Source organism: Pseudomonas sp. HMSC065H01, from assembly GCF_001815235.1.
Classification (GTDB): domain Bacteria; phylum Pseudomonadota; class Gammaproteobacteria; order Pseudomonadales; family Pseudomonadaceae; genus Pseudomonas; species Pseudomonas aeruginosa.
Window position 1 is genome coordinate 381,787 of record NZ_KV819906.1, and the last position, 19,512, is coordinate 401,298.

Consider the following 19,512-nt stretch of genomic DNA (forward strand, 5'->3'; position numbering starts at 1 on the left):
TCGGAGGTTCGAATCCTCCTGAGTGCGCCATATTTCGAAGGGTTCCTCTCGTCAGGGGCTCGGCGAGCGAAGGATCGACAGTTGCGGTCTTTCACGGTAAAACAAGCGTTACCGGCAGGTGGCCGGAAAAAGCACCGACACGCACTCATAGCTCAGCTGGATAGAGTACTCGGCTACGAACCGAGCGGTCGGAGGTTCGAATCCTCCTGAGTGCGCCATACCGAAAGGGCCTGCAGCAATGCAGGCCCTTTTTCTTTGCCCGGGATTTTTCTTCCGCCGGAACGCGGCCCCGTCGTCAGGCGGGGCGGGAAGGGGTCAGACCAGCACCGAGTACCAGAACACCCGGCCGATCACGTTGATGTGCTCGGCGGCTTCCTGGGGCTCGTAGCGCTCGTCCGGATGCTCGTCACTGTTGAAGCTGCGAATGCGCAGGCCGCCGCCTGGAAGGCGGTAAAGCAGTTTCACGCGCAGTTGGCCGTCGTGGTCGAAGGCGTACATGTCGCCGTCCTTGATCGTCCGCGCGCTAGTGTCCACGCCTACCGTGCTGCCGTCCGGCAGCACCGGCTCCATGCTGTTGCCGCTGACCGTGACGCAGGCTGCACTGGCCGGATCGATGTTCTTCTTGCGCAGGGTGTACTTGCCGAAGCGCAGCTTGCGCCCGCCGGTCTGCAGGATCACCGTGCTGCCCTTGCCGCCGGACAGCTCGATCTCCTTGTAGAAGGGCAGTTCGATCTCGTCGGCATCCAGGGGCGTTTCGTCGTCCCATGACTCTACTGCGCCAAGCCAACTGGCATTGGGGCCTGCATTCGCCTGGCCGCGCTCGGCGAGCATCTCGCCACGACCTTCCGCCAGCCACAGGGGGTTGACGCCGCAGGCGCCGGCGATCTGCGCGACGAAGCTGGTGGCGCGGGACTTGCCGCGCTCCAGATCGGAAATGGAGGTCTGGGTCATGCCTACCGCCTGGGCAAGCTGGACCTGGCTGAGATGGGCGTGCTTGCGCGCCGCCTTGATGCGATCTTTGAGTTCCATAGGTGGAAAGACTAAGGGTGTGCCTGTGGCATTGCAAGCGTCCGTATATGGGTATTACCATAATTTCAGCGCTTTCCTACTCGCGTCGGGTAGGACGGCGGCCCAACACAGCCACTGCGGGTGGCTAATGCGAGCGGCCAGCCAGGTGGGCCGGCCAAGGAGGGAATACCATGTTTCAAAGTACCGAGCAGGCGCTGGCCGTGGCCTACTGGATGTTCGAGCACCAGCCGGGACCGAAGTCGTCGACGGCGATGGTGATCGATGGCCTGCGCGAGCGCTTCGATCGCAGCTTCATCGAACACCTGCCCAGCGGTTTGAGTCCGCACGAATGGCAGGCCCAGGCGGTGATGACCGTGCGTTTCGCCCAGCGCCAGCTGGCTGCGCACCCACTGGAGCTGGCGGTGGTGCGGGCCGAGTTCGCCCGCGGGCGGGATTTCGTCCTTGGCCTGGCGGCTTTGCGCGACTGGCTGAAGCCCGGGGCCGACCCGATCGAGCAGCGGGCAACCCTGGCCTTGCTGATGCGCATGTTCCGTCGTCCGCCGTCGAGCATCCGCGAGATCGAGCGACTCAGCGGGCTGTCGAAGAGCACCCTGCATCGCTGGGACAAGGAATGGCGCGAGCGGGTCGTCGCTTTGCTGCGCCAGGCCTTGCAGCGGCTGGAGGAGCCGATGGCGGAGGTGGGGATCGTGGGCGAGCGCTAAAAAAATTTCTGTATGAAAACGGGTTTTCCCATATTGACGCTATGGGACGATAAAGGTATAAATTCTCCACGATTGAAATTCCTCTGGCCGAAGCCCGCCGATGCGGGCTTCGGCCGTTCCGGGCCCGCCTTTTCGGCGGGCCTTTGCATTTCCGGGAGTCATCCATGTCCGAGCCAAGCTCTGCGGCCTCCGCCGCCAGCGCAATGGCTGGCGTCGGCCTGGCCATGTACCTGCCGGGCATCGATGGCAACGCCTTGCTGGGAGGCTTCGGCGGCGCCATCTTCTTTGTCGTGTTCGCCCGTGACTACAACGCCCTGACCCGCCTCGGCTACCTGCTGGTGTCCTGGGTCGGCGGCTATTACGCCGGAATCGAGGCGCTCGGCCGCGGGTTGACCCAGACCAGCGGCATGGCCGCCTTCGTCGCCGCGACCCTCTGCGTGACCGGCGGCATCGGCATGCTCGAGTGGATGCGTGGCGGCGAACTGCCCAGCTGGATGCGCGGGCTGTTGCGCCGCCGGGGAGGTAAGTCCGATGGTTGATCCGCTGTCCACCCTGACCGTTCTGGTCTGCTCGGCGATCTGCATGCGCCTGATCACCTATCGCCGCGCCGGCGCGCGTTTCCGCCCCGGCGTTTCCCTGTGCGCCTACCTGCTGGCGTTGTGCACCGGCTGCCAGGCGCTGGGAATAGTGGCCGGGTTGTATCGTGCCGAGCACCTCTCGCCGTGGATGCTCGGGGTACTGCTGGTGCTGCTGGTCCTGCTGTTGCAGGCGCGCGGCAACCTGGCGCGGGTCCTGCGCCTGCATTGAACGAACGTACTTCGCTCCGGCCTGGCCGGCGGTTGTATCCGCCGCGTCGGTGCCTGTCCGTCATCCATCCATCCTGAAAAAGGAGTTCGCCATGTCCAGTGCAACCGTGCGCCTGGATCACGCCGCCCTGCGCGAAACGTTGCGGCAGTTGTTCGGCCTGCCCGCCGGCAGCGTCATCGATGCCGATCAACTGCTGGCCCCGCCGGCCATCCCCTTCATGACCTTGCGCCTGGAGTCCTCGAGCCTGCTTGGCAAGGTGCGGCGGGAGTTTTCCGCCAGTGGCGAGCAGGAGTCCCTGCTGGCCAGTTGCGAGAGCATCTTTCGCCTGACCTGGCATGGTCCCGAGGCGCACCAGTACCTGCAGGATGCCCGCTGCCTGCTGCAGTCAGGCAATGCCGGCGAGCGCCTGCGCGTGCTGAAGGCCAGCCTGCTGCGCCTGACACCCATCGAAAACCTGTCCGTCGTGCAGGATGGCCAGGCGCTGGGGCAGGCTCGTTTCGACCTTGTTCTCGCTCACGAACACGTGCTGCTCGTCGACCTCGAGCGCACCGCTCCCGGGCAGGCCTCCGGGGGGACGGGTGGAACGGCTTCCTAGAGGTCGTTGCGATGCATCGTAGCGATGCCATCCATACATAGAGGAGAGATCCATGGTCATGTTGATCAGTCGTCGCGTCGGCATCGTTCGCCTGGATGCGGTGATTTCCGAAAACCTCGCGCAGGCTGCCGTCAGCGCGCGCGGCGACCAGCTCATCACCATCGTCGGCAGCATTGTCGACCATGCGCCCGCTGGCGAGCCGTTGCCCTCCTTGCTGCCGATGGAGGGAGGCCGCCGCGCGTTGAACGAGTGCCGTGTGCGCAAGGGCATCGCTGCCTTGACTTCACTGCAAGGCGCTTCCGAAACGGTGGACGTGCAAACGGGATTCCACCTGTATCGCGGTCTGTTCATCACGCGCGTTGTTGCCCGGCGAACCGCAGAAAGAGGATTGAGCCTGACCATAACTGCCAGCCAGAGGCGTGCGCGGCGGACAGGCGGTAGGTTGCTGAAGACTGTCGTCCGTCTTTTCCATGCAGGCAGGGCGACACCCTGCCCGGCACGCTAAGGGCGATGCCGGTCCTGCTTTCATCGGTATGAGGACGGCCCGGCCTTAGCTCCCGGGATCGACTCGCTCCACCCGGTACCTTCCCTTTCCCTTCACACATCCCTCCTGATCGAAGCTCACGCTTCTCGCTCCCCGTCGCTTGTCGGCCTTGTACTGATAACGCACCTCCGCATTGTTCCCGCTGACCCGGTCCGGCTTGCCCAGCGCCCGCTCCACATCGGAGCGGGTCATTCCCGCCATGATCCGCTGCTCCACGATCGCCTTGCGGCGTTCCTTCTCGTCCAGGCGTCTGCCGCAGCGATCTTCTCTTTCTCCGATCACCGCGAGCGGCACGCTTTTCCGGCCGATGGACGCCTTTTTCGTCTTCGTCTCGGCCCTCGGCGTGACGCTCCTGCCTCCCGGCGGCGGGTTGTCCGCCACGACGGTCTCGCCGGCCTGCCCGGCGGGGCAACCGAGTTGGGTGAAGCTGACATGGCCGCTGGCGTCTTCGCAGCGGAATACCGCAGCGGCCTCGCAGATGGACGCCAGCGAGAGGAGGAGAAGGAGGGACAGGGAACGCATGGGCGGCACTCCGGGTCGGATAAGGGTGAGTGCAGGCTAACGCGTTGCCTTTTTCCGCGGGGCCGAGTGTCCTGAGTGAAATTTCCGGCGTCGCAGTCAGGCGTCGAGTGACGATGAACTTTGTGCCGCAAGCGCTTGTTCTTGCCGCCATTTTGTAACGCGCAAAACGCAAGCGGAGTGTTATCATTATCCGTATCTGCCCCGAGAGGGCCCTTGGAACACACCCATGGACTTACCCAGTAGAAACTCGAACAGTTTCCCGTTTGACCAATCACGTTTCTGATTGACCCCTTTGGCGTGCTCCGCTACTGGGGGTGGAGCGCGCTATGACCGAAGTAGAAGCCAAGAAGCCGCAGGAAAGCCTGCAGGACCGCCTAGCGCAGGTGGTCGAGCTGCTGCATCGCCACAAGGTGGTGGAAGACCTGACCCATCGTCAGGAAGGCCAGCACCATGACCGGGTGGAAAACCTCGTCCACCGGCAGAATCTCGTAGAACTCCAGCGCAAGCTGGAGGAACTGCACCCCGCCGACATCGCCCACATCCTCGAATCGCTGCCGCTGGACGACCGCCTGACGGTCTGGCAACTGGTCAAGTCCGAGGACGACGGCGACATCCTTCTCGAAGTCTCCGACGCGGTCCGGGAAACCCTGATCGCGGACATGGACGACCACGAGATCATCGCCGCGACCAAGGACCTGGACGCCGACGAACTCGCCGACCTGGCGCCGGAACTGCCGCGCGACGTGGTCCATGAACTGATGGAAAGCCTCGACGCGCAGCAGCGCGAGCGAGTGCGTTCGGCGCTGTCCTACGAGGAGGACCAGGTCGGCGCGCTGATGGACTTCGAGATGGTCACCATCCGCGAGGACGTCAGCCTGGAAGTGGTGCTGCGCTACCTGCGCCGCCTGAAGGAACTGCCCGGGCATACCGACAAACTGTTCGTGGTCGACTACGACGGCGTGCTCAAGGGCGTGCTGCCGATCAAGCGCCTGCTGGTCAACGATCCGGACAAGCAAGTGCTGGAAGTCATGGCCACCGACCCGGTGACCTTCCACCCGGACGAGGACGGCTACGACGCCGCCCAGGCATTCGAGCGTTACGACCTGATTTCCGCGCCGGTGGTGGACAAGGGCGGCAAGCTGATCGGTCGTCTGACCATCGACGAGATGGTCGACCTGATCCGTGAGGAAAGCGAAAGCGAAGTCCTCAACATGGCCGGTCTGCGTGAAGAAGAAGATATCTTCGCCTCGGTCTGGAAGTCGGTGCGCAACCGCTGGGCCTGGCTGGCCACCAACCTGATCACCGCCTTCGTCGCCTCGCGGGTGATCGGCCTGTTCGAAGGCTCCATCGAGAAACTGGTGGCGCTGGCCGCGCTGATGCCGATCGTTGCCGGCATCGGTGGCAATTCCGGCAACCAGACCATCACCATGATCGTCCGCGCCATCGCGCTCGACCAGGTACAGCCGACCAGCAACAGTCGCAACCGCCTGCTGCGCAAGGAGCTTGGCGTCGCGCTGGTCAACGGCCTGGCGTGGGGCGGAGTGATCGGCGTGGTGGCCTTCTATCTTTACGGCAACTGGGAACTGGGCGTGGTGATGACCGCCGCGATGACCCTGAACCTGCTGCTGGCGGCGATGATGGGAGTGCTGATCCCGATGACCCTGCATCGTTTCGGACGCGATCCGGCGATGGGCTCCAGCGTGATGATCACTGCGATGACCGACAGCGGCGGTTTCTTCATCTTCCTCGGCCTGGCGACGATCTTCCTGATGTAGCCGGAGCGCCACGCGAGAAGCCGCCCACGGGCGGCTTTTTTCATGGCGGTCAGATCAGCGGGGAAACCTTCGGTGGCGACCAGGACAGCACGCTCAGGCAGCGATCGCCGCCATTGACGAAATACTCGTCGACGGCCTTGGTCTCGCGGGCGACGAAGCCCTCGCGACGGCATTCCTGGTCCAGCCAGCCGCCTTGCTCGACCCGGTACAGCCAACCCTCGGATGCCGCACAGGCTGGCCAGAATTCCAGCAGGTCGGCAGCGTCGAGCTGGCGCAGGCCTTCGACTTCGACGAACTCGACGCGCCAGGTGCGCTGGCTGGCGAGGTCGCGGACGAGGATGGTGAGGCCGGCGCGATCCTGGCGGCACTCCAGGAACCAGGGGTCGACGCAGGGCGGCGCCTGGAGCAGAACCGCCAGCAGCGGCTCCGCGCGTTCAGCCACGGACGCGCAGGGTCAGGCCCTTGAGGAAGTTGCGCAGCAACTGGTCGCCGCAGGTCCGGTAGTTGCTGTGGCCGGGCTTGCGAAACAGGGCGCTCAGCTCGGGTTTGGAGACCGGGAAGTCGACGCTGTCGAGGATGGCATGGAGGTCTTCCTCCTTGAGTTCGAAGGCGACCCGCAGCTTCTTCAGGATCATGTTGTTGCTCAACGGCAGCTCCAGCGGCGGTAGCGGACGCGACTCGTCGCGACCGCGGCGCTGGATGATCAGTCCGTCCAGGCAGCGCGCCAGGTAGCGGTCGGGGCAGGCCTGGAAGCCGTCTTCGTCTTCCTTCTTCAGGTAAGCCTCGAGCAGGTCCGCTTCGACTTGCTCGCCGAACGGGGCGGCCAGTTCGGCCAGATGTGCATCGGGAAGATCCAGCAGGTAGCGCAGGCTGCGTAGTACGTCGTTGTTGAGCATCGTGCTCTCCGGAACGGTTGGCGATGAAAAAGCCCCGCGGGGCGGGGCTCTTCAGGGGGGGCTCAGACCAGCTCGGCCCAGAGGTCGTACTCGTCGGCATCGGTGATGCGCACGCGGACCTTGTCGCCCGGCTTCAGCTCGTCGCTGTCGACGAACACGTTGCCGTCGATTTCCGGAGCGTCGGCCCAGGAGCGGCCGACCGCGCCCTGTTCGTCGACTTCGTCGATCAGCACTTCGATTTCCTTGCCCACCTTGAGCTGCAGGCGAGCGGCGGAAATCGCCTGCTGGTGGGCCATGAAGCGTTCCCAGCGGTCCTGCTTGACCTCGTCCGGCACCGGCTCCAGGCCCAGCTCGTTGGCCGGAGCGCCTTCGACGGGGGAGTACTGGAAGCAGCCGACGCGGTCGAGCTGGGCTTCCGTCAGCCAGTCGAGCAGGTACTGGAAGTCTTCTTCGGTTTCGCCCGGGAAGCCGACGATGAAGGTCGAGCGGATGGTCAGTTCCGGGCAGATCTCGCGCCACTGCTTGATCCGGGCCAGGGTCTTGTCCTCGAAGGCCGGGCGCTTCATGGCCTTGAGCACTTTCGGGCTGGCGTGCTGGAAGGGGATGTCGAGGTACGGCAGGAGTTTGCCGGCGGCCATCAGCGGGATCACGTCGTCGACGTTGGGGTACGGGTAGACGTAGTGCAGGCGAACCCACACGCCCATGCTGCTCAGCGCCTCGCAGAGTTCCTTCATGCGGGTCTTGACCGGCTGGCCGTTCCAGAAGTCGGTCTTGTACTTCAGGTCCACGCCGTAGGCGCTGGTGTCCTGGGAAATCACCAGGAGTTCCTTGACCCCGGCCTTGACCAGGCGCTCGGCCTCGCTCAGCACGTCGCCGACCGGCCGGCTGACCAGCTTGCCGCGCATGGACGGGATGATGCAGAAGCTGCAACTGTGGTTGCAGCCTTCGGAAATCTTCAGGTAGGCGTAGTGGCGCGGGGTCAGCTTGACGCCTTGCGGCGGGACCAGGTCGACCAGCGGGTTGTGTTCGGTCTTCGGCGGCACCACTTCGTGCACCGCGGTAACCACCTGCTCGTACTGTTGCGGGCCGGTGACCGCCAGCACGCTTGGATGCACGTCGCGGATCGCGTGCTCTTCCACGCCCATGCAGCCGGTGACGATGACCTTGCCGTTCTCGGCGATGGCTTCGCCGATCACTTCCAGGGACTCGGCCTTGGCGCTGTCGATGAAACCGCAGGTGTTGACCACCACGACGTCGGCGTCTTCGTAGGTCGGAACGACCTCATAGCCTTCCATGCGCAGCTGGGTGAGGATGCGCTCGGAGTCGACCAGCGCCTTGGGGCATCCAAGACTGACGAAGCCGACTTTGGGAGTGGGGGTGGACATGGCTAACCTCGGTAGGCGGGCGCGCTTGCTGGCGCCTCTGATCAAAAAGTGCGCAATTCTAGCGGCAGCGCCGCGGCTTTTCCAGTCTCCCGTGCAGCTCTTTTCCGGCCCTGGAAAAACTCACCGCGGGCGCTCGGCAATCGGCTCCCCGGCCTTCTATAGTCATAGCAGTCCGTGGCCTCGGCGCTTGCATCGCGGACGGCATGGGCGCAGCATTTGCCGAATTTTTCCGGGGGAAAGCGTTTCATGAGTGATGCAGCGACGCGTGCCGAGGAGACTTCGGAGGGGCATTCCAGCTCTGCCATCGGCCTGATGGTCGGGGCGGTTGGAGTCTGCTATGGGGATATTGGCACCAGTCCCTTGTATACCCTGAAAGAGGTCTTCATCGGCGGCTACGGGGTGCAGGCCAACCACGATGGCGTCCTTGGCGTGCTCTCGCTGATCTTCTGGTCGCTGGTCTGGGTCGTTTCCATCAAGTACGTGATCTTCGTCCTGCGTGCCGACAACCAGGGCGAGGGCGGGGTGATGGCGCTGTCGGCCCTGGCGCGCCGGGCGGCGGCGCCGTTCGGCAGGCTGCAGACTTTCGTGGTGGTTGCCGGCCTGATCGGCGCGGCGCTGTTCTACGGCGACAGCATGATCACCCCGGCGATCTCGGTACTGTCGGCGGTAGAAGGGCTGGAGATCGCCTTCGACGGCCTGGAGCACTGGACGGTACCGCTGGCGCTTATCGTGCTGATCGGCCTGTTCCTGATCCAGAAGCACGGCACCGCGCGGATCGGCATCCTGTTCGGCCCGGTCATGGTGCTCTGGTTCGGCGCCCTGGCGGCGCTGGGCGTCTACGGGGTGATCCAGCAGCCGGAAGTGCTGCAGGCGATGAACCCTGTATGGGCCGTGCGTTTCTTCAGCTCGCATCCCGGCATCGGTGTCGCCATCCTCGGCGCCACCGTACTGGCGCTGACCGGCGCCGAGGCGCTGTACGCCGACATGGGCCACTTCGGTCGCAAGCCGATCGCCCGTGCCTGGTTCCTGCTGGTGCTGCCGGCGCTGGTGCTGAACTACTTCGGCCAGGGCGCGACCATCCTTTCCAACGCCGAGGCGGCGCGCAACCCCTTCTACCTGCTGGCGCCGGGCTGGGCGCTGCTGCCGATGGTGGCGCTGTCCACCCTGGCCACAGTGATCGCCTCCCAGGCGGTGATCTCCGGCGCCTTCTCCCTGACCCGCCAGGCGATCCAGCTCGGCTACGTGCCGCGGATGACCATCCAGCACACTTCCAGCCACGAGCAGGGGCAGATCTACATCGGCGGGGTGAATTGGGCGCTGATGGTCGGCGTGGTCCTGCTGGTGCTCGGCTTCGAGTCCTCGGCGTCGCTGGCGGCTGCCTACGGCGTGGCGGTGACCGGAACCATGCTGATCACCACCCTGCTGATGGGCGTGGTGATCTGGCGCCTGTGGAAATGGCCGCTGTGGCTGGGCGTCCCGTTCTTCTGCGTGATGCTCGCGGTGGACAGCCTGTTCTTCGCCGCCAACCTGCCCAAGGTGATCCAGGGCGGCGCCTTCCCGGTCATCGCGGGTATCGTCATCTTCATCCTGATGTCCACCTGGAAGCGTGGCCGCCAACTGCTGGTGGAGCGTCTCGACGAGGGCTCGCTGCCGCTCTCGGTGTTCATTTCCAGCATGCGCGTGCAGCCGCCGCACCGGGTCCAGGGGACCGCGGTGTTCCTTACCGCGCGTACCGACGCGGTGCCTCACGCGCTGCTGCACAACCTGTTGCACAACCAGGTGCTGCACGAGCAGGTGGTGCTGCTCACCGTGGTCAACGAAGACAGCCCACGGGTTTCGCCGGATCGCCGTTTCGAGGTCGAGGCCTATGGCGACGGATTCTTCCGGGTGATCCTGCACTTCGGCTTCATGGAAGAGCCGGACATCCCGGCGGCCTTGCGCCTGTGCCATCTCAACGAACTGGACTTCAGCCCGATGCGCACCACCTACTTCCTCAGCCGGGAGACGGTGATTCCATCCAAGCGCATCGGCATGGCGCGCTGGCGCGAGGGGCTGTTCGCCTTCCTGCTGAAGAACGCCAACGGCAACCTGCGCTATTTCAACCTGCCGCTCAACCGGGTGATCGAGTTGGGAACCCAGGTCGAGATCTGATCCGTTCCGCTGCAAAAAAAGCGCGCCCGACTGGGCGCGTTTTTTTGCACGTTTCTCAGCGCCGTTGCGGCAGCATCCGTACCAGGGTGTTGTCGCGGCTGACGAAGTGATGGAAGAGCGCCGCGGCGGCGTGCAGGCCGATCAGGAAATAACCGGCGTTGCCGATGGTTTCGTGCCATTCCTTGATTTGCCCAGCGAGGTCGGGGTTCTTGTCGATCAGCGGCGGTAGCTCCAGGCCGAAGAACGGTATCGGCTTGCCGGCGGCGCTGAGGATCAGCCAGCCGGCGAAGGGCAGGCCGATCATCATCAGGTAGAGGGCGTAGTGCATCAGCCTGGCCAGCGTCGCCTGCCAGGCGGGGATGGCGGGCTCTATGCGCGGGGTAGGGGTGGCCAGGCGCACCAGCAGGCGCAACCAGACCAGCAGGAAAACGCTCAGGCCAAGCATGAAGTGCCATTGCTTGAGCAGTTCGCGGGTTTCGCTGCCCTTGGGGAAATTGCCCTTCAGTTCGATACAGGCGTAGACCCCGGCGATCAGCAGCAGGGTCAGCCAGTGCAGGGCAATGGTCAGGCTCCCATAACGGGATTCGGTGTTTTTCCAGCTCATCACGGTTCCTTCTCTTCGGCTCTCGGGAGCCCGCTCTGCGGCGGGGCGGCCGGTATTCTCGGCGGCTCCGCTGAAGCCAGCCTGAATGCCCCCGGCAGGCTCAGTCTAGCTGGCGCCGGCCGGGGACAAGAAGGGCGGAGCGGGGAGAGCTTGATCGCGATCAGGCGTCGGGAGCGTTCTCGCGGTCGCGGATGGCCTGGAGCATCTTCTTCGCTAGGGACAGGTAGTCCTCGTCGAAGTGGTGGCCGCCCGGCAGTTCGAGCTTCTCGCCGACGGCCTGGGGTTGGGTACAGCCGCTTTCGTCCTTTTCTTCGGCGCCATAGATGCAGAACACCTTGGCCGCCGGCAACCTGGCCATTTCCGGGCCGGTGGCGGCTTCCTCGCCGGCCTTGCCCAGCCAGCCTTCCACTTCGATCTCGAAGCTGCCGGTCCGCGCCAGCGCCAGCAGCAGCATGGCTTTCACTTGTTGCTGGTCCTTTCCGGGCAGGCGGTTGTAGATCGCCGGCAGGATGTCGGCGCCGAACGAGTAGCCGGCCAGGACGAAACGTTTCGCGCCCCACTTCTCGCGGTAGTGTTGCATCAGCTTGGAGAGGTCGGCGGCGCTCTGTTCCGGGCTCTTGTGTTGCCAGTAGTAGCGCAGGGTGTCGATGCCGACCACCGGGTAGCCCATGCTCGCCATATGCTCGGCAGAGTCCTTGTCCAGGTCGCGCCAGCCGCCGTCGCCGGAATAGAACAGGGTGACGATGTCCGAGGGTTTCGCCGCGGGGACCTCGAGTACCGGCAGGGCCTCGGCGTTGCCTTGCAGTTGCAGGCGCAACTGATGGGCGAGCACGTCGGACAGCGGGGTGTCGTAGTCGCTGATGCTGGTTTCCGCGCTCGACTGCTTGCGGACGAAGACCGCGGTGTCGTCGTCCGGGTTGTCGTTCCAGGCCAGCAGCCACTGGCCGTGCGACGCCTGGTGCGGCAGCGGGGCGTCGCAGTCGCGCTCGGCCAGGGCAATGTCGAAGCCGACCGAGAGCGCCTTGGCCTTGTCGTCGTCCTGGCTGGCGAGCCAGCGCCAGGCGGTGGTCGAGCCTGGGCCGATGCCGGCGACCAGGTTCGGCTTGCCGCCGAGGCGGGCAATGACCGCTTCGAGCCGGGACTGCTGCGCCCTGCAATCGCTGTTTTCCGGGGGGAAGTACTGGATCACCCGGGCGGCGCTGTCGTGAGCCAGGTTCAGCATCTGGGCGTCGTTCAGTTGCTGTTCGGGGGCGGCGATCACCACCACCCGCGAGCGCGGCTTCTCGCCGGGTTCGGCAAGGGTGGCGTGGCCGCCGTCGTCGAGGTCCAGGGCTTCCAGTTTCGCCTGGGCCGCCGGTCGGCTCCAGAGCAGCAGGGCGGCACCGACGATCAGCACCAGGGCGGCGACCAGAAAACGGCGCCAGTGACGTTTCACGACAGACATATCAGCGTTTCACCAATCCAGTCAGGCCGCCGGCGATCAGCGCGGCGGTATCGGCCAGGGCCACCAGCGGGTCGAGCCCGGCTGGCACGGCCAGGTAGCGGGGTTCCCAGTCGGGCTGGAACTTGTCCTTGAAGCGTCGCAGCCCCTGGAAATTGTAGAACTGTTCGCCCCGCCGGAAGACCAGCGCGCCCAGGCGCTGGGTCAACGGCGCGCCGCGCCTTGGCTGGAGCCCGGCCAGCGGCACCATGCCGAGGCTGAAGCGCGCGTGGCCCTGGGCCTTGTAGTGGAGGATGAGGCCGAGCATGAGGAACTCCATGGTCAGCTTCGGCGCCTCCGGGTGCACGCGCATCAGGTCGAGGCTCGCCAGTTCGCGGCTGTCGGTTTCCAGCAGGTTGGCGAAGGCCACCGGCTTGCCCTGGTGGCGGACGATGGCGATGCGGAAGAAGTTCAGGTACGCCGGGGTGAAGCGGCCCAGGGAGAAGCCTTTCTCGCGCACCTGCTTGCCGCCCAGCCAGGCGTCCGATATCGCCTTCAGCTCGTCCAGCGGAGCCTGGCCCGGTTCATGGAACTCCAGGGCCAGGCCGTCGCGCTGGCCGCGGTTCCAGGTGTAGCGCAGGTCTTTCATTTCCTTGCCCTTGTTCTCCAGGTCGAAGCGCAGCAGGTCGACTCGCGCTTCTTCGCCGAGCTTGAGGGCGGTCAGGCCGATGTCCATGTAGAACGGCAGGTTCTCGGCACGCACCTGGTAGAACACCGGGCGGGCATGGTGCAGGTCGCACAGGTCGCGGAACTGCCAGATCAGTTCGGCGCGCTGCATGGCCGGGCCGATCGGGTCGTACAGGGCGATCATGCTGCGACCGCGGCGGGCGTACATGAGGAAAGCGTCGTCGCTCTCATGGAAGAGCAGGGCCTTGTCGCCGGTCAGGGCCAGGCCGCCATCCGGCTGGTCCGAGTGGCGGATGATCCGCGCCGCGCGCTGCAGCTCTTCCGCGTTCGGCTCGCGGATCGCCGGCGGTGCCGCGCGCAGCAGCCAGCCAAGGGCCAGGGCCAGGAGCAGCAGGCAACTGCCGAGGGCGGCGCGCAGGGCGCGCGGGGCGTCGGCGTCCAGGGCGAACTGCCACCAGAGCTGGTTGCTGTAATGCACGTCCTGGTTGGCGAACAGCAGCAGCCAGACCGAGGCGCCGACCACGCAGATGCTGGCGCCTACGTAGAGCGGCGAGAAGGGTACTTCCATCAGCCGGCTGGGACGGTAGAAGGAGCGGCGGAACATGGCGAGCAGCGCGGCGGTCAGGCTCAGCAGGCTGGCTTCTTCCCAGTCGAAGCCTTTCAGCAGCGAAAGCAGGGCGCCCACCAGCAACAGCACCAGGGTCAGGGCCCAGGCGGCCGACAGCCGTCGGCGCAAACCCTGCGCGAGCAGGAGGCAGAGCACGCCGATCAGGCTGGCGACCAGGTGCGAAGCATCGATCAGGCGATGTGGAATGAGGAAACCGAGGTGCTCCAGGCGGGTGTCGATCGCCGGTGTGGCGCCGGAAAACAGCAGCACGACACCGGAGAGGAAGACCAGGATCGCCAGGATCGGTGCGGCGAAACCCGAGGCGACGCGGATCGCCTGGCGCGTCACCCACAACCGGCGCGCTTCGAGGAACAGCAACAAAAGGCAGGCCAGCAGCAGTGGCAGTACCACATAAATCAAGCGGTACAAGAGCAGGGCCGCGGCCAGCGGCGCGGCGCCCAGTTGGCCGGCGAACGCGGCCAGCAGCACCGCCTCGAACACCCCGACTCCGCCCGGTACGTGGCTGAGCACGCCGGCGGCCAGGGCGAGCAGGTAGACCAGCAGGAACGCCGCGAAGGGTGGGGTTTCCGGCAGCAACAGATAAAGGACGGTAGCGGCGGCGGCGACGTCGAGGGCGGTGATCAGCAGTTGCAGCAGCGATAGGCGCAGGCCTGGCAGGCGCAGGCTGCGGCGGCCGAGGCGGACCAGCAGGCTGTCGGGGGACGGCCGTTCTCCCGGCAGGCGGTGCCGGGCCAGGAACGCCACCAGGCCGACAGCCAGCGACAGGACGGCGATCGCGATGACGGCGACCAGGGCGCGGGGCAGGTGCAGCGCCGACGCCGCATCGTCGAGGTCGCAGAGTGCGGCGAGTGCCGCCAGCACCGGCAGTGCGCAGCCCAGGGAAAGGCTGGCAAATAGCGTCATCCGGGCTATTTCGGCAGCGCCGATGCCATGCCGGGAATACAGTCGGTAGCGTACGGAGCCGCCGGAAAGCAGCGACAGGCCTACCGCATTGCCGATGGCGAAGGCGCTGAAGCCGCCGGTGGCCAGGCTGCGCATGGGCAGCGTGACGCCAGCGAAGCGGCTGGCCGACCACTCGTAGCCGAGCAGGATGACGAAGCCGAGGGCGGTCGCGCTCAGGGCGCCGAGCAGCGCCGGCCTGGGCACGTCGGCGATGGCATCGTGGAGGGCGCCGGGATCGATCTCCCGTAGCAGGTGGTAGCAGGCCACCAGCGCCAGGCCGAACAGCAGCAAGGTGAAGACCAGGCCGATGGGCTGGCGGTAGGCGGTAATCCGATCGATCAGCCGGATGCGTTGTGGGGACGCGGGAGAGCTGGGTGGAGCGGGATGTTCTGGAACGGGAGCGTCGGTGCGCATCAGCCACCTCATGGGAATTTGCGCGACAGAGTATGGCCTCTCGGGCGAGTTCCCAAGTGGTCGCAGCAGATTTTTTCTGTGCGGGGCGGCGTCCTGTCACAGGGAGAAGACCGCCGGGTTTTGCAGGAGTTGCGTCGGCGAAGTGGCCGAAGGCCATTTGCTGGTATTCGTTCAGCGATGGTTCAGCTTGCCGTGGGCATAGTGGCGGCTTGCACTGTCCGACCATTTCCGAGGGGGGAAGGGTGACGATGATCCAGGCGGGCATTCATGTCGGCGCCGGAGTCGTGCTGGGCGTGGCCGCTGGATGGTGGCTGGGGGATTGGGAACAGTCGTTGCAGGTCAAGGACTCGGTGGCGCGGGTCGATTGCCTGTTGTACGGCGCCCTGCTGGTGGTATTGCTCCGCCACGACGGTTGGTTGCGCCGCCTGGGCCTGCTGGGCCTGGGGCTGTTCTGCGGTTCCCTGCTGGTCTATTCGGTGAATCCGGCAAGCCTGTTCGCTGCGAAAGAGTCCTGGAGCCTTGCGCGGATCTCCATGCGGGCCTTCGGTCCGCTGGTGATGCTGGTCGTGGGGATGGCCTGCGCGCGCCTGGCACACGAGTTGCGCTGACGCAGGCGTTGCGCTCACGCCGGAGTCAGGTGACGCGATTCCTCGCGGTATTCCTTCAACCAGCGCAGCACTTCCACGGCCTCCCAGCGAGAGGGGTCGTACAACGCATAGATCTCGCCCTGGTAGCCGACCACATCGAGCGGCCGGTGGAAGCCGGCGCGCTGGAACAGCGCCTCGATCTCGGCGAAGCAGGTGTTGAAGTGCACGCGGGTGAACGGCGTCTTGCCGTCGGTGACCAGGCCGTCCATCTGCAGTTCGTCCACTGCCTGGCGGATGTCGTCGAGTTCCATCCGGTTCACGCTGCGCTTCAATTGTTCGACGTTCAGCATCTGTCTGTCCTTTCCGTATCCGTTACCGAGCATTCATCGAAGGCTGAGCTGGCTGTACGAATATACAGTTAAATGTGCGATGATGCGAGCGAACGGAGGGCGAGGCGATGCAGTGGAACAGGAGGGGCGGAATGCAAAAAGCCCCGGCGCTATCGCTAGTGCCGGGGCTTTTCGAATGTGGTTGCGGGAGCTGGATTTGAACCAACGACCTTCGGGTTATGAGCCCGACGAGCTACCAGACTGCTCCATCCCGCGTCTGTGTGGGCGCATTCTACGGACTCTCGTCGGGCTGTCAATCGATTTTTCGAAAAAAGTGTTTTTTCTTCAAATGCTTAGCGCTTGCCCAATGTTAGAATTCAGCGCTCCGGGGCAGGCCCGGCGGGGCTTGTAGCGAGATTCCGGTGCGGAAAATCATCCATATAGACTGCGACTGTTTCTACGCCGCCCTCGAGATGCGCGACGACCCCAGCCTGCGCGGCAAGGCGCTGGCGGTTGGCGGTTCGCCGGACAAGCGCGGAGTGGTCGCCACTTGCAGCTACGAGGCGCGAGCCTATGGCGTGCGCTCGGCGATGGCCATGCGCACGGCGCTCAAGCTGTGTCCCGATCTGCTGGTGGTGCGCCCGCGTTTCGATGTCTACCGGGCGGTGTCGAAGCAGATCCATGCGATCTTCCGCGATTATACCGATCTGATCGAGCCGCTTTCGCTGGACGAGGCCTACCTGGACGTCAGCGCTTCGCCGCATTTCGCCGGTAGCGCCACGCGGATTGCCCAGGACATCCGCCGCCGGGTGGCCGAGGAGCTGCACATCACCGTTTCGGCGGGCGTCGCGCCGAACAAGTTCCTGGCCAAGATCGCCAGCGACTGGCGCAAGCCGGACGGGCTGTTCGTGATTACCCCGGAGCAGGTCGACGGGTTCGTCGCCGAGTTGCCGGTGGCCAAGTTGCATGGCGTTGGCAAGGTCACGGCGGAGCGCCTGGCGCGGATGGGCATCCGCACCTGCGCCGACCTGCGCCAGGGCAGCAAGCTGAGCCTGGTGCGCGAGTTCGGCAGCTTCGGCGAACGCCTGTGGGGACTGGCCCATGGTATCGACGAGCGACCGGTGGAAGTCGACAGCCGGCGCCAGTCGGTGAGCGTCGAATGTACCTTCGATCGCGACCTGCCGGACCTGGCGGCTTGCCTGGAGGAACTGCCGACCCTGCTCGAGGAGCTGGACGGACGCCTGCAACGCCTGGATGGCAGTTATCGGCCGGACAAGCCGTTCGTGAAACTGAAGTTTCACGATTTCACCCAGACCACAGTGGAACAGTCCGGCGCCGGGCGCGACCTGGAGAGCTACCGGCAATTGCTCGGCCAGGCCTTTGCCCGTGGCAATCGTCCGGTGCGCCTGATCGGCGTCGGCGTGCGCCTGCTCGACCTGCAGGGCGCCCACGAACAACTCAGGCTGTTCTGATGCTCCTCATGGCCTCAACGAAGTCGCGAGGCTCCGCGGCGACGGCTCTTCCCCTACCGGCAAGGCGCTGAAGCGGCCGAGATCCTGCAGCAGTTCCAGGCGTGCTGCACGGAGTGGGCCGCGTATGGCTTCCTGTTGTTCCACGTCGAGCGGGCGGTCGTCGCCATCGCTCACCGGACCGTGGTGACGGTCCGCGCCACGCAGTGGGAAGCTCACCTTGAAGCCTTCGCCCAGGTAGGCGATGCGCGTGGTATCGGCGCTCACCGCATAGTCGCGATGGTAGTCCGCTGCGAGCAGGTCCTGTCCCAGCGAGTAGTCGCGGGGCGGATTGCGTACGCCCAGCAGCGGCAGGAGCGTTGCGGGCAGGTCGATGTGGCTGGTGATGCTGCGGACGGCACGGGGCGCCTGTCCGGGAATGCTCAGCACGGCGACGGTGCCGGTCTGGTAGCGATTGAACTCGGTATTGTGGCCCCAGCGCGAGCGTTCCATGAACTCTTCCCCATGGTCGCCGAGCACCACTACCGCGGTGTTTTCCAGCAGGTGCTGGTTTTCCAGGTGCTGCAGCAGGCGGCCGATCTGTGTATCGACTTCGCGCACGGCATTCAGGTAGCGGTTCTTGATCAGCGGCATCTGCGCCTGGAAATCGGTGGTCAGGTAGTTGAAGTTGACCAGATAGGGGCGGATTTTCGCGGTCTCGTCGCGGAAGCTGTAGTTGGCGTGGCTCGACTCGAGGAACAGGCAGGCGAAGAACGGCCGGTCGGGTAGTCGGCGATCGACGAAGCGCAGCAGGTCGTCGGTGTTCCGGGCGTCGCGCTGCCAGGCAGGCTCCGGGCTATCCAGCACGTGCAGGTCCTGCGGGCGCAGGTTGACGAACACGCTGCGGTCGAAGGGCGGATAGCTGAAACGTTGCGCGGCATTGATCCGGAACTGGTAGTTCTGCTGCCTGAGTACCTCCATGAGCACCGGCGGCTGGCCGGCCTTCAGCACGGCGTCCCAGTAGCCGCCGTGCAGCCCGTAGAACATGCCGAAGACGCCCATCTGGGTCAGGTTGCCGCTGCTGTAGTGGTTGGCCAGGCGGATCGCCCGGTTGGAGAAGTCCCACAGCCTGGGCATGTAGCGCGGATCGAGCATGTCCCCGCGGAGCGACTCGGCGACGATCCAGACGATGTTCAATGGGTTCGCCGGGGCGCTGATCTCCAGCGGCCGGAGCGGATAGTGCAGGTCGCTCTGCTGCTGGAGCAGCTCGCGCTGGGTGGGCGTCGGCTGGATGCCCAGGCTTCGCGCCAGGCTGCGGACGGTCAATGGCAGGTACAGCGGATAGCGTTCGCTGGCCAGCAGGATCGGCCGGTAGTCGCGCAGGGAGCTGAACGCATAGGCCAGGCGTTCGCCCAGGGCCAGGCAGAGGAAGGCCGCCAACAGGTAGCGCCAGGCGCGCCGAGGGAGCGCGGGAAGGCGTTCGCGGCTGACCTGGCAGGCGCTGTACAGCAGCACCTGCAGACAGAGCAGGGCCAGGGCCGCCAGGCTTGCGCTGAGCAGGGTGCCGTCGCCGCTGCCGAGGCTGGAGAGGCCGCCGGGCGAGACCAGCAGGCCGATGCTGAAACCGTTGAGGTGGAATCCGTACAGGTCGTAGAGGGTGCGGTCGGCGTAGAGCAGTATCTGTACCGCTGCGCTGCCGACGATGGCCAGCACGCCTGCCAGCCACGGACTGAGGCGCACGGGAAGGCGATCATGGAAATGCAGGAGCAGTCGGCAGGCGAGGTACACCGGGACTATATAAAGGAAGGCGTAGCTCAGGCTGGCAGCGACGCTCCAGAGCGGCAGCCAGGCGTCGTCGAAGACGATCCCGTCCTGCAGGCGCAGCACCTGCCAGAGCACCACCAGCCACGACAACAGAAAGAAGCGGTTGAGTGTCTCGGTGCTGGGTGGGGCGAACATCAAGCGTCTCCGGGCGGGGATGCGGAAGCCTAGGGACGTGGTGGTCAAGCGGGAATGAAATGGATGTCAAAAAAATGTAAACGGGCGGC

At 65.3% G+C, this 19,512-nt stretch carries 19 protein-coding genes and 2 tRNA genes; 10 read left to right on the top strand and 11 right to left on the bottom strand.

The features are described from left to right. Positions 1-141: 141 nt before the first annotated feature. Positions 142-218: transfer RNA gene (locus HMPREF3014_RS22080), tRNA-Arg, on the top strand. Between the two features lie 97 nt (positions 219-315). Here HMPREF3014_RS22080 and alpR read toward each other — a convergent pair. Beyond that, on the bottom strand, positions 316-1,029 hold the full coding sequence (alpR, locus tag HMPREF3014_RS22085; RefSeq protein ID WP_003085982.1) for a transcriptional regulator AlpR: 714 nt from the start codon (positions 1,027-1,029) through the stop codon (positions 316-318). 170 nt (positions 1,030-1,199) lie between these two features. Between alpR and HMPREF3014_RS22090 the strand changes: the two genes are divergently transcribed. The 5 genes from HMPREF3014_RS22090 (at position 1,200) to HMPREF3014_RS22110 (ending at position 3,637) form a co-directional block, all read left to right on the top strand. Continuing rightward, positions 1,200-1,730 (top strand): hypothetical protein, encoded by a 531-nt coding sequence (locus tag HMPREF3014_RS22090; protein ID WP_003085984.1) that lies wholly within the window; start codon positions 1,200-1,202, stop codon positions 1,728-1,730. Positions 1,731-1,894: 164 nt separating this feature from the next. After that, positions 1,895-2,269 (top strand): phage holin family protein, encoded by a 375-nt coding sequence (locus HMPREF3014_RS22095; protein WP_003104765.1) that lies wholly within the window; start codon positions 1,895-1,897, stop codon positions 2,267-2,269. Then, complete coding sequence (locus HMPREF3014_RS22100) at positions 2,262-2,537, top strand: phage holin family protein (protein ID WP_003085989.1); 276 nt, start codon at positions 2,262-2,264, stop codon at positions 2,535-2,537. The genes HMPREF3014_RS22095 and HMPREF3014_RS22100 overlap by 8 nt, the downstream gene beginning before the upstream one ends. A 91-nt stretch (positions 2,538-2,628) precedes the next feature. Beyond that, positions 2,629-3,132 (top strand): phage neck terminator protein, encoded by a 504-nt coding sequence (locus HMPREF3014_RS22105; protein ID WP_003117116.1) that lies wholly within the window; start codon positions 2,629-2,631, stop codon positions 3,130-3,132. A 52-nt stretch (positions 3,133-3,184) separates the two neighbouring features. Further along, positions 3,185-3,637, top strand: coding sequence for a hypothetical protein (locus tag HMPREF3014_RS22110; protein ID WP_023087739.1), 453 nt, complete (start codon positions 3,185-3,187; stop codon positions 3,635-3,637). 45 nt (positions 3,638-3,682) lie between these two features. Here HMPREF3014_RS22110 and HMPREF3014_RS22115 read toward each other — a convergent pair whose 3' ends face one another. Further along, positions 3,683-4,198, bottom strand: a complete 516-nt coding sequence (locus HMPREF3014_RS22115) for a DUF4124 domain-containing protein (protein ID WP_003163163.1) — start codon at positions 4,196-4,198, stop codon at positions 3,683-3,685. A gap of 326 nt (positions 4,199-4,524) precedes the next feature. Here HMPREF3014_RS22115 and mgtE point away from each other — a divergent pair, with 326 nt between their 5' ends. Further along, positions 4,525-5,973 carry a magnesium transporter gene (mgtE, locus tag HMPREF3014_RS22120; protein ID WP_003085996.1) on the top strand — a complete coding sequence of 483 codons (1,449 nt, stop codon included), beginning with the start codon at positions 4,525-4,527 and terminating at the stop codon, positions 5,971-5,973. 49 nt (positions 5,974-6,022) lie between these two features. Here the strand turns inward: mgtE and HMPREF3014_RS22125 are convergent, their stop codons facing one another. The 3 genes from HMPREF3014_RS22125 to rimO form a co-directional block, all read right to left on the bottom strand. Next, positions 6,023-6,415 carry a hypothetical protein gene (locus HMPREF3014_RS22125; RefSeq protein ID WP_003159669.1) on the bottom strand — a complete coding sequence of 131 codons (393 nt, stop codon included), beginning with the start codon at positions 6,413-6,415 and terminating at the stop codon, positions 6,023-6,025. Continuing rightward, positions 6,408-6,869, bottom strand: coding sequence for a YehS family protein (locus HMPREF3014_RS22130; protein ID WP_003104756.1), 462 nt, complete (start codon positions 6,867-6,869; stop codon positions 6,408-6,410). Before HMPREF3014_RS22130 ends, HMPREF3014_RS22125 begins: the two co-directional genes overlap by 8 nt. Positions 6,870-6,931: 62 nt before the next feature. Beyond that, entirely contained in the window at positions 6,932-8,254 is a 1,323-nt protein-coding gene (rimO, locus tag HMPREF3014_RS22135; protein ID WP_003086001.1) for a 30S ribosomal protein S12 methylthiotransferase RimO, read from the bottom strand. Between the two features lie 246 nt (positions 8,255-8,500). Between rimO and HMPREF3014_RS22140 the strand changes: the two genes are divergently transcribed. After that, positions 8,501-10,405: a potassium transporter Kup gene (locus HMPREF3014_RS22140; protein WP_003104754.1), complete on the top strand. Its 1,905-nt coding sequence runs from the start codon at positions 8,501-8,503 to the stop codon at positions 10,403-10,405. Positions 10,406-10,460: 55 nt separating this feature from the next. Here HMPREF3014_RS22140 and HMPREF3014_RS22145 read toward each other — a convergent pair whose 3' ends face one another. The 3 genes from HMPREF3014_RS22145 to mprF form a co-directional block, all read right to left on the bottom strand. Continuing rightward, the gene (locus tag HMPREF3014_RS22145; protein WP_009315320.1) at positions 10,461-11,009 is read right to left on the bottom strand and encodes a cytochrome b; all 549 of its coding nucleotides are present in this window, start codon (positions 11,007-11,009) and stop codon (positions 10,461-10,463) included. 160 nt (positions 11,010-11,169) lie between these two features. Next, the gene (locus HMPREF3014_RS22150; protein ID WP_009876015.1) at positions 11,170-12,453 is read right to left on the bottom strand and encodes a virulence factor family protein; all 1,284 of its coding nucleotides are present in this window, start codon (positions 12,451-12,453) and stop codon (positions 11,170-11,172) included. A gap of 1 nt (position 12,454) precedes the next feature. Continuing rightward, entirely contained in the window at positions 12,455-15,100 is a 2,646-nt protein-coding gene (gene mprF / locus HMPREF3014_RS22155) for a bifunctional lysylphosphatidylglycerol flippase/synthetase MprF (RefSeq protein WP_009876016.1), read from the bottom strand. Between the two features lie 248 nt (positions 15,101-15,348). Between mprF and HMPREF3014_RS22160 the strand changes: the two genes are divergently transcribed. Further along, positions 15,349-15,708, top strand: coding sequence for a PA0921 family PhoP regulated protein (locus HMPREF3014_RS22160; protein ID WP_003104747.1), 360 nt, complete (start codon positions 15,349-15,351; stop codon positions 15,706-15,708). A gap of 14 nt (positions 15,709-15,722) precedes the next feature. Here the strand turns inward: HMPREF3014_RS22160 and HMPREF3014_RS22165 are convergent, their stop codons facing one another. Together HMPREF3014_RS22165 and HMPREF3014_RS22170 are read right to left on the bottom strand one after the other, a co-directional pair. Further along, positions 15,723-16,037 (bottom strand): hypothetical protein, encoded by a 315-nt coding sequence (locus HMPREF3014_RS22165; protein ID WP_003086015.1) that lies wholly within the window; start codon positions 16,035-16,037, stop codon positions 15,723-15,725. Positions 16,038-16,215: 178 nt separating this feature from the next. Next, positions 16,216-16,292 (bottom strand) — tRNA-Met (locus HMPREF3014_RS22170). Positions 16,293-16,438: 146 nt separating this feature from the next. On the opposite strand from HMPREF3014_RS22170, the gene dinB reads away from it, so the two are divergent. Then, complete coding sequence (gene dinB / locus HMPREF3014_RS22175; RefSeq protein WP_003086018.1) at positions 16,439-17,488, top strand: DNA polymerase IV; 1,050 nt, start codon at positions 16,439-16,441, stop codon at positions 17,486-17,488. A gap of 6 nt (positions 17,489-17,494) precedes the next feature. Here dinB and HMPREF3014_RS22180 read toward each other — a convergent pair whose 3' ends face one another. Continuing rightward, a complete protein-coding gene (locus HMPREF3014_RS22180) occupies positions 17,495-19,423 on the bottom strand; it encodes a sulfatase-like hydrolase/transferase (RefSeq protein WP_070734475.1) in 1,929 nt (642 codons plus the stop codon). Between the last annotated feature and the right edge of the window lie 89 nt (positions 19,424-19,512).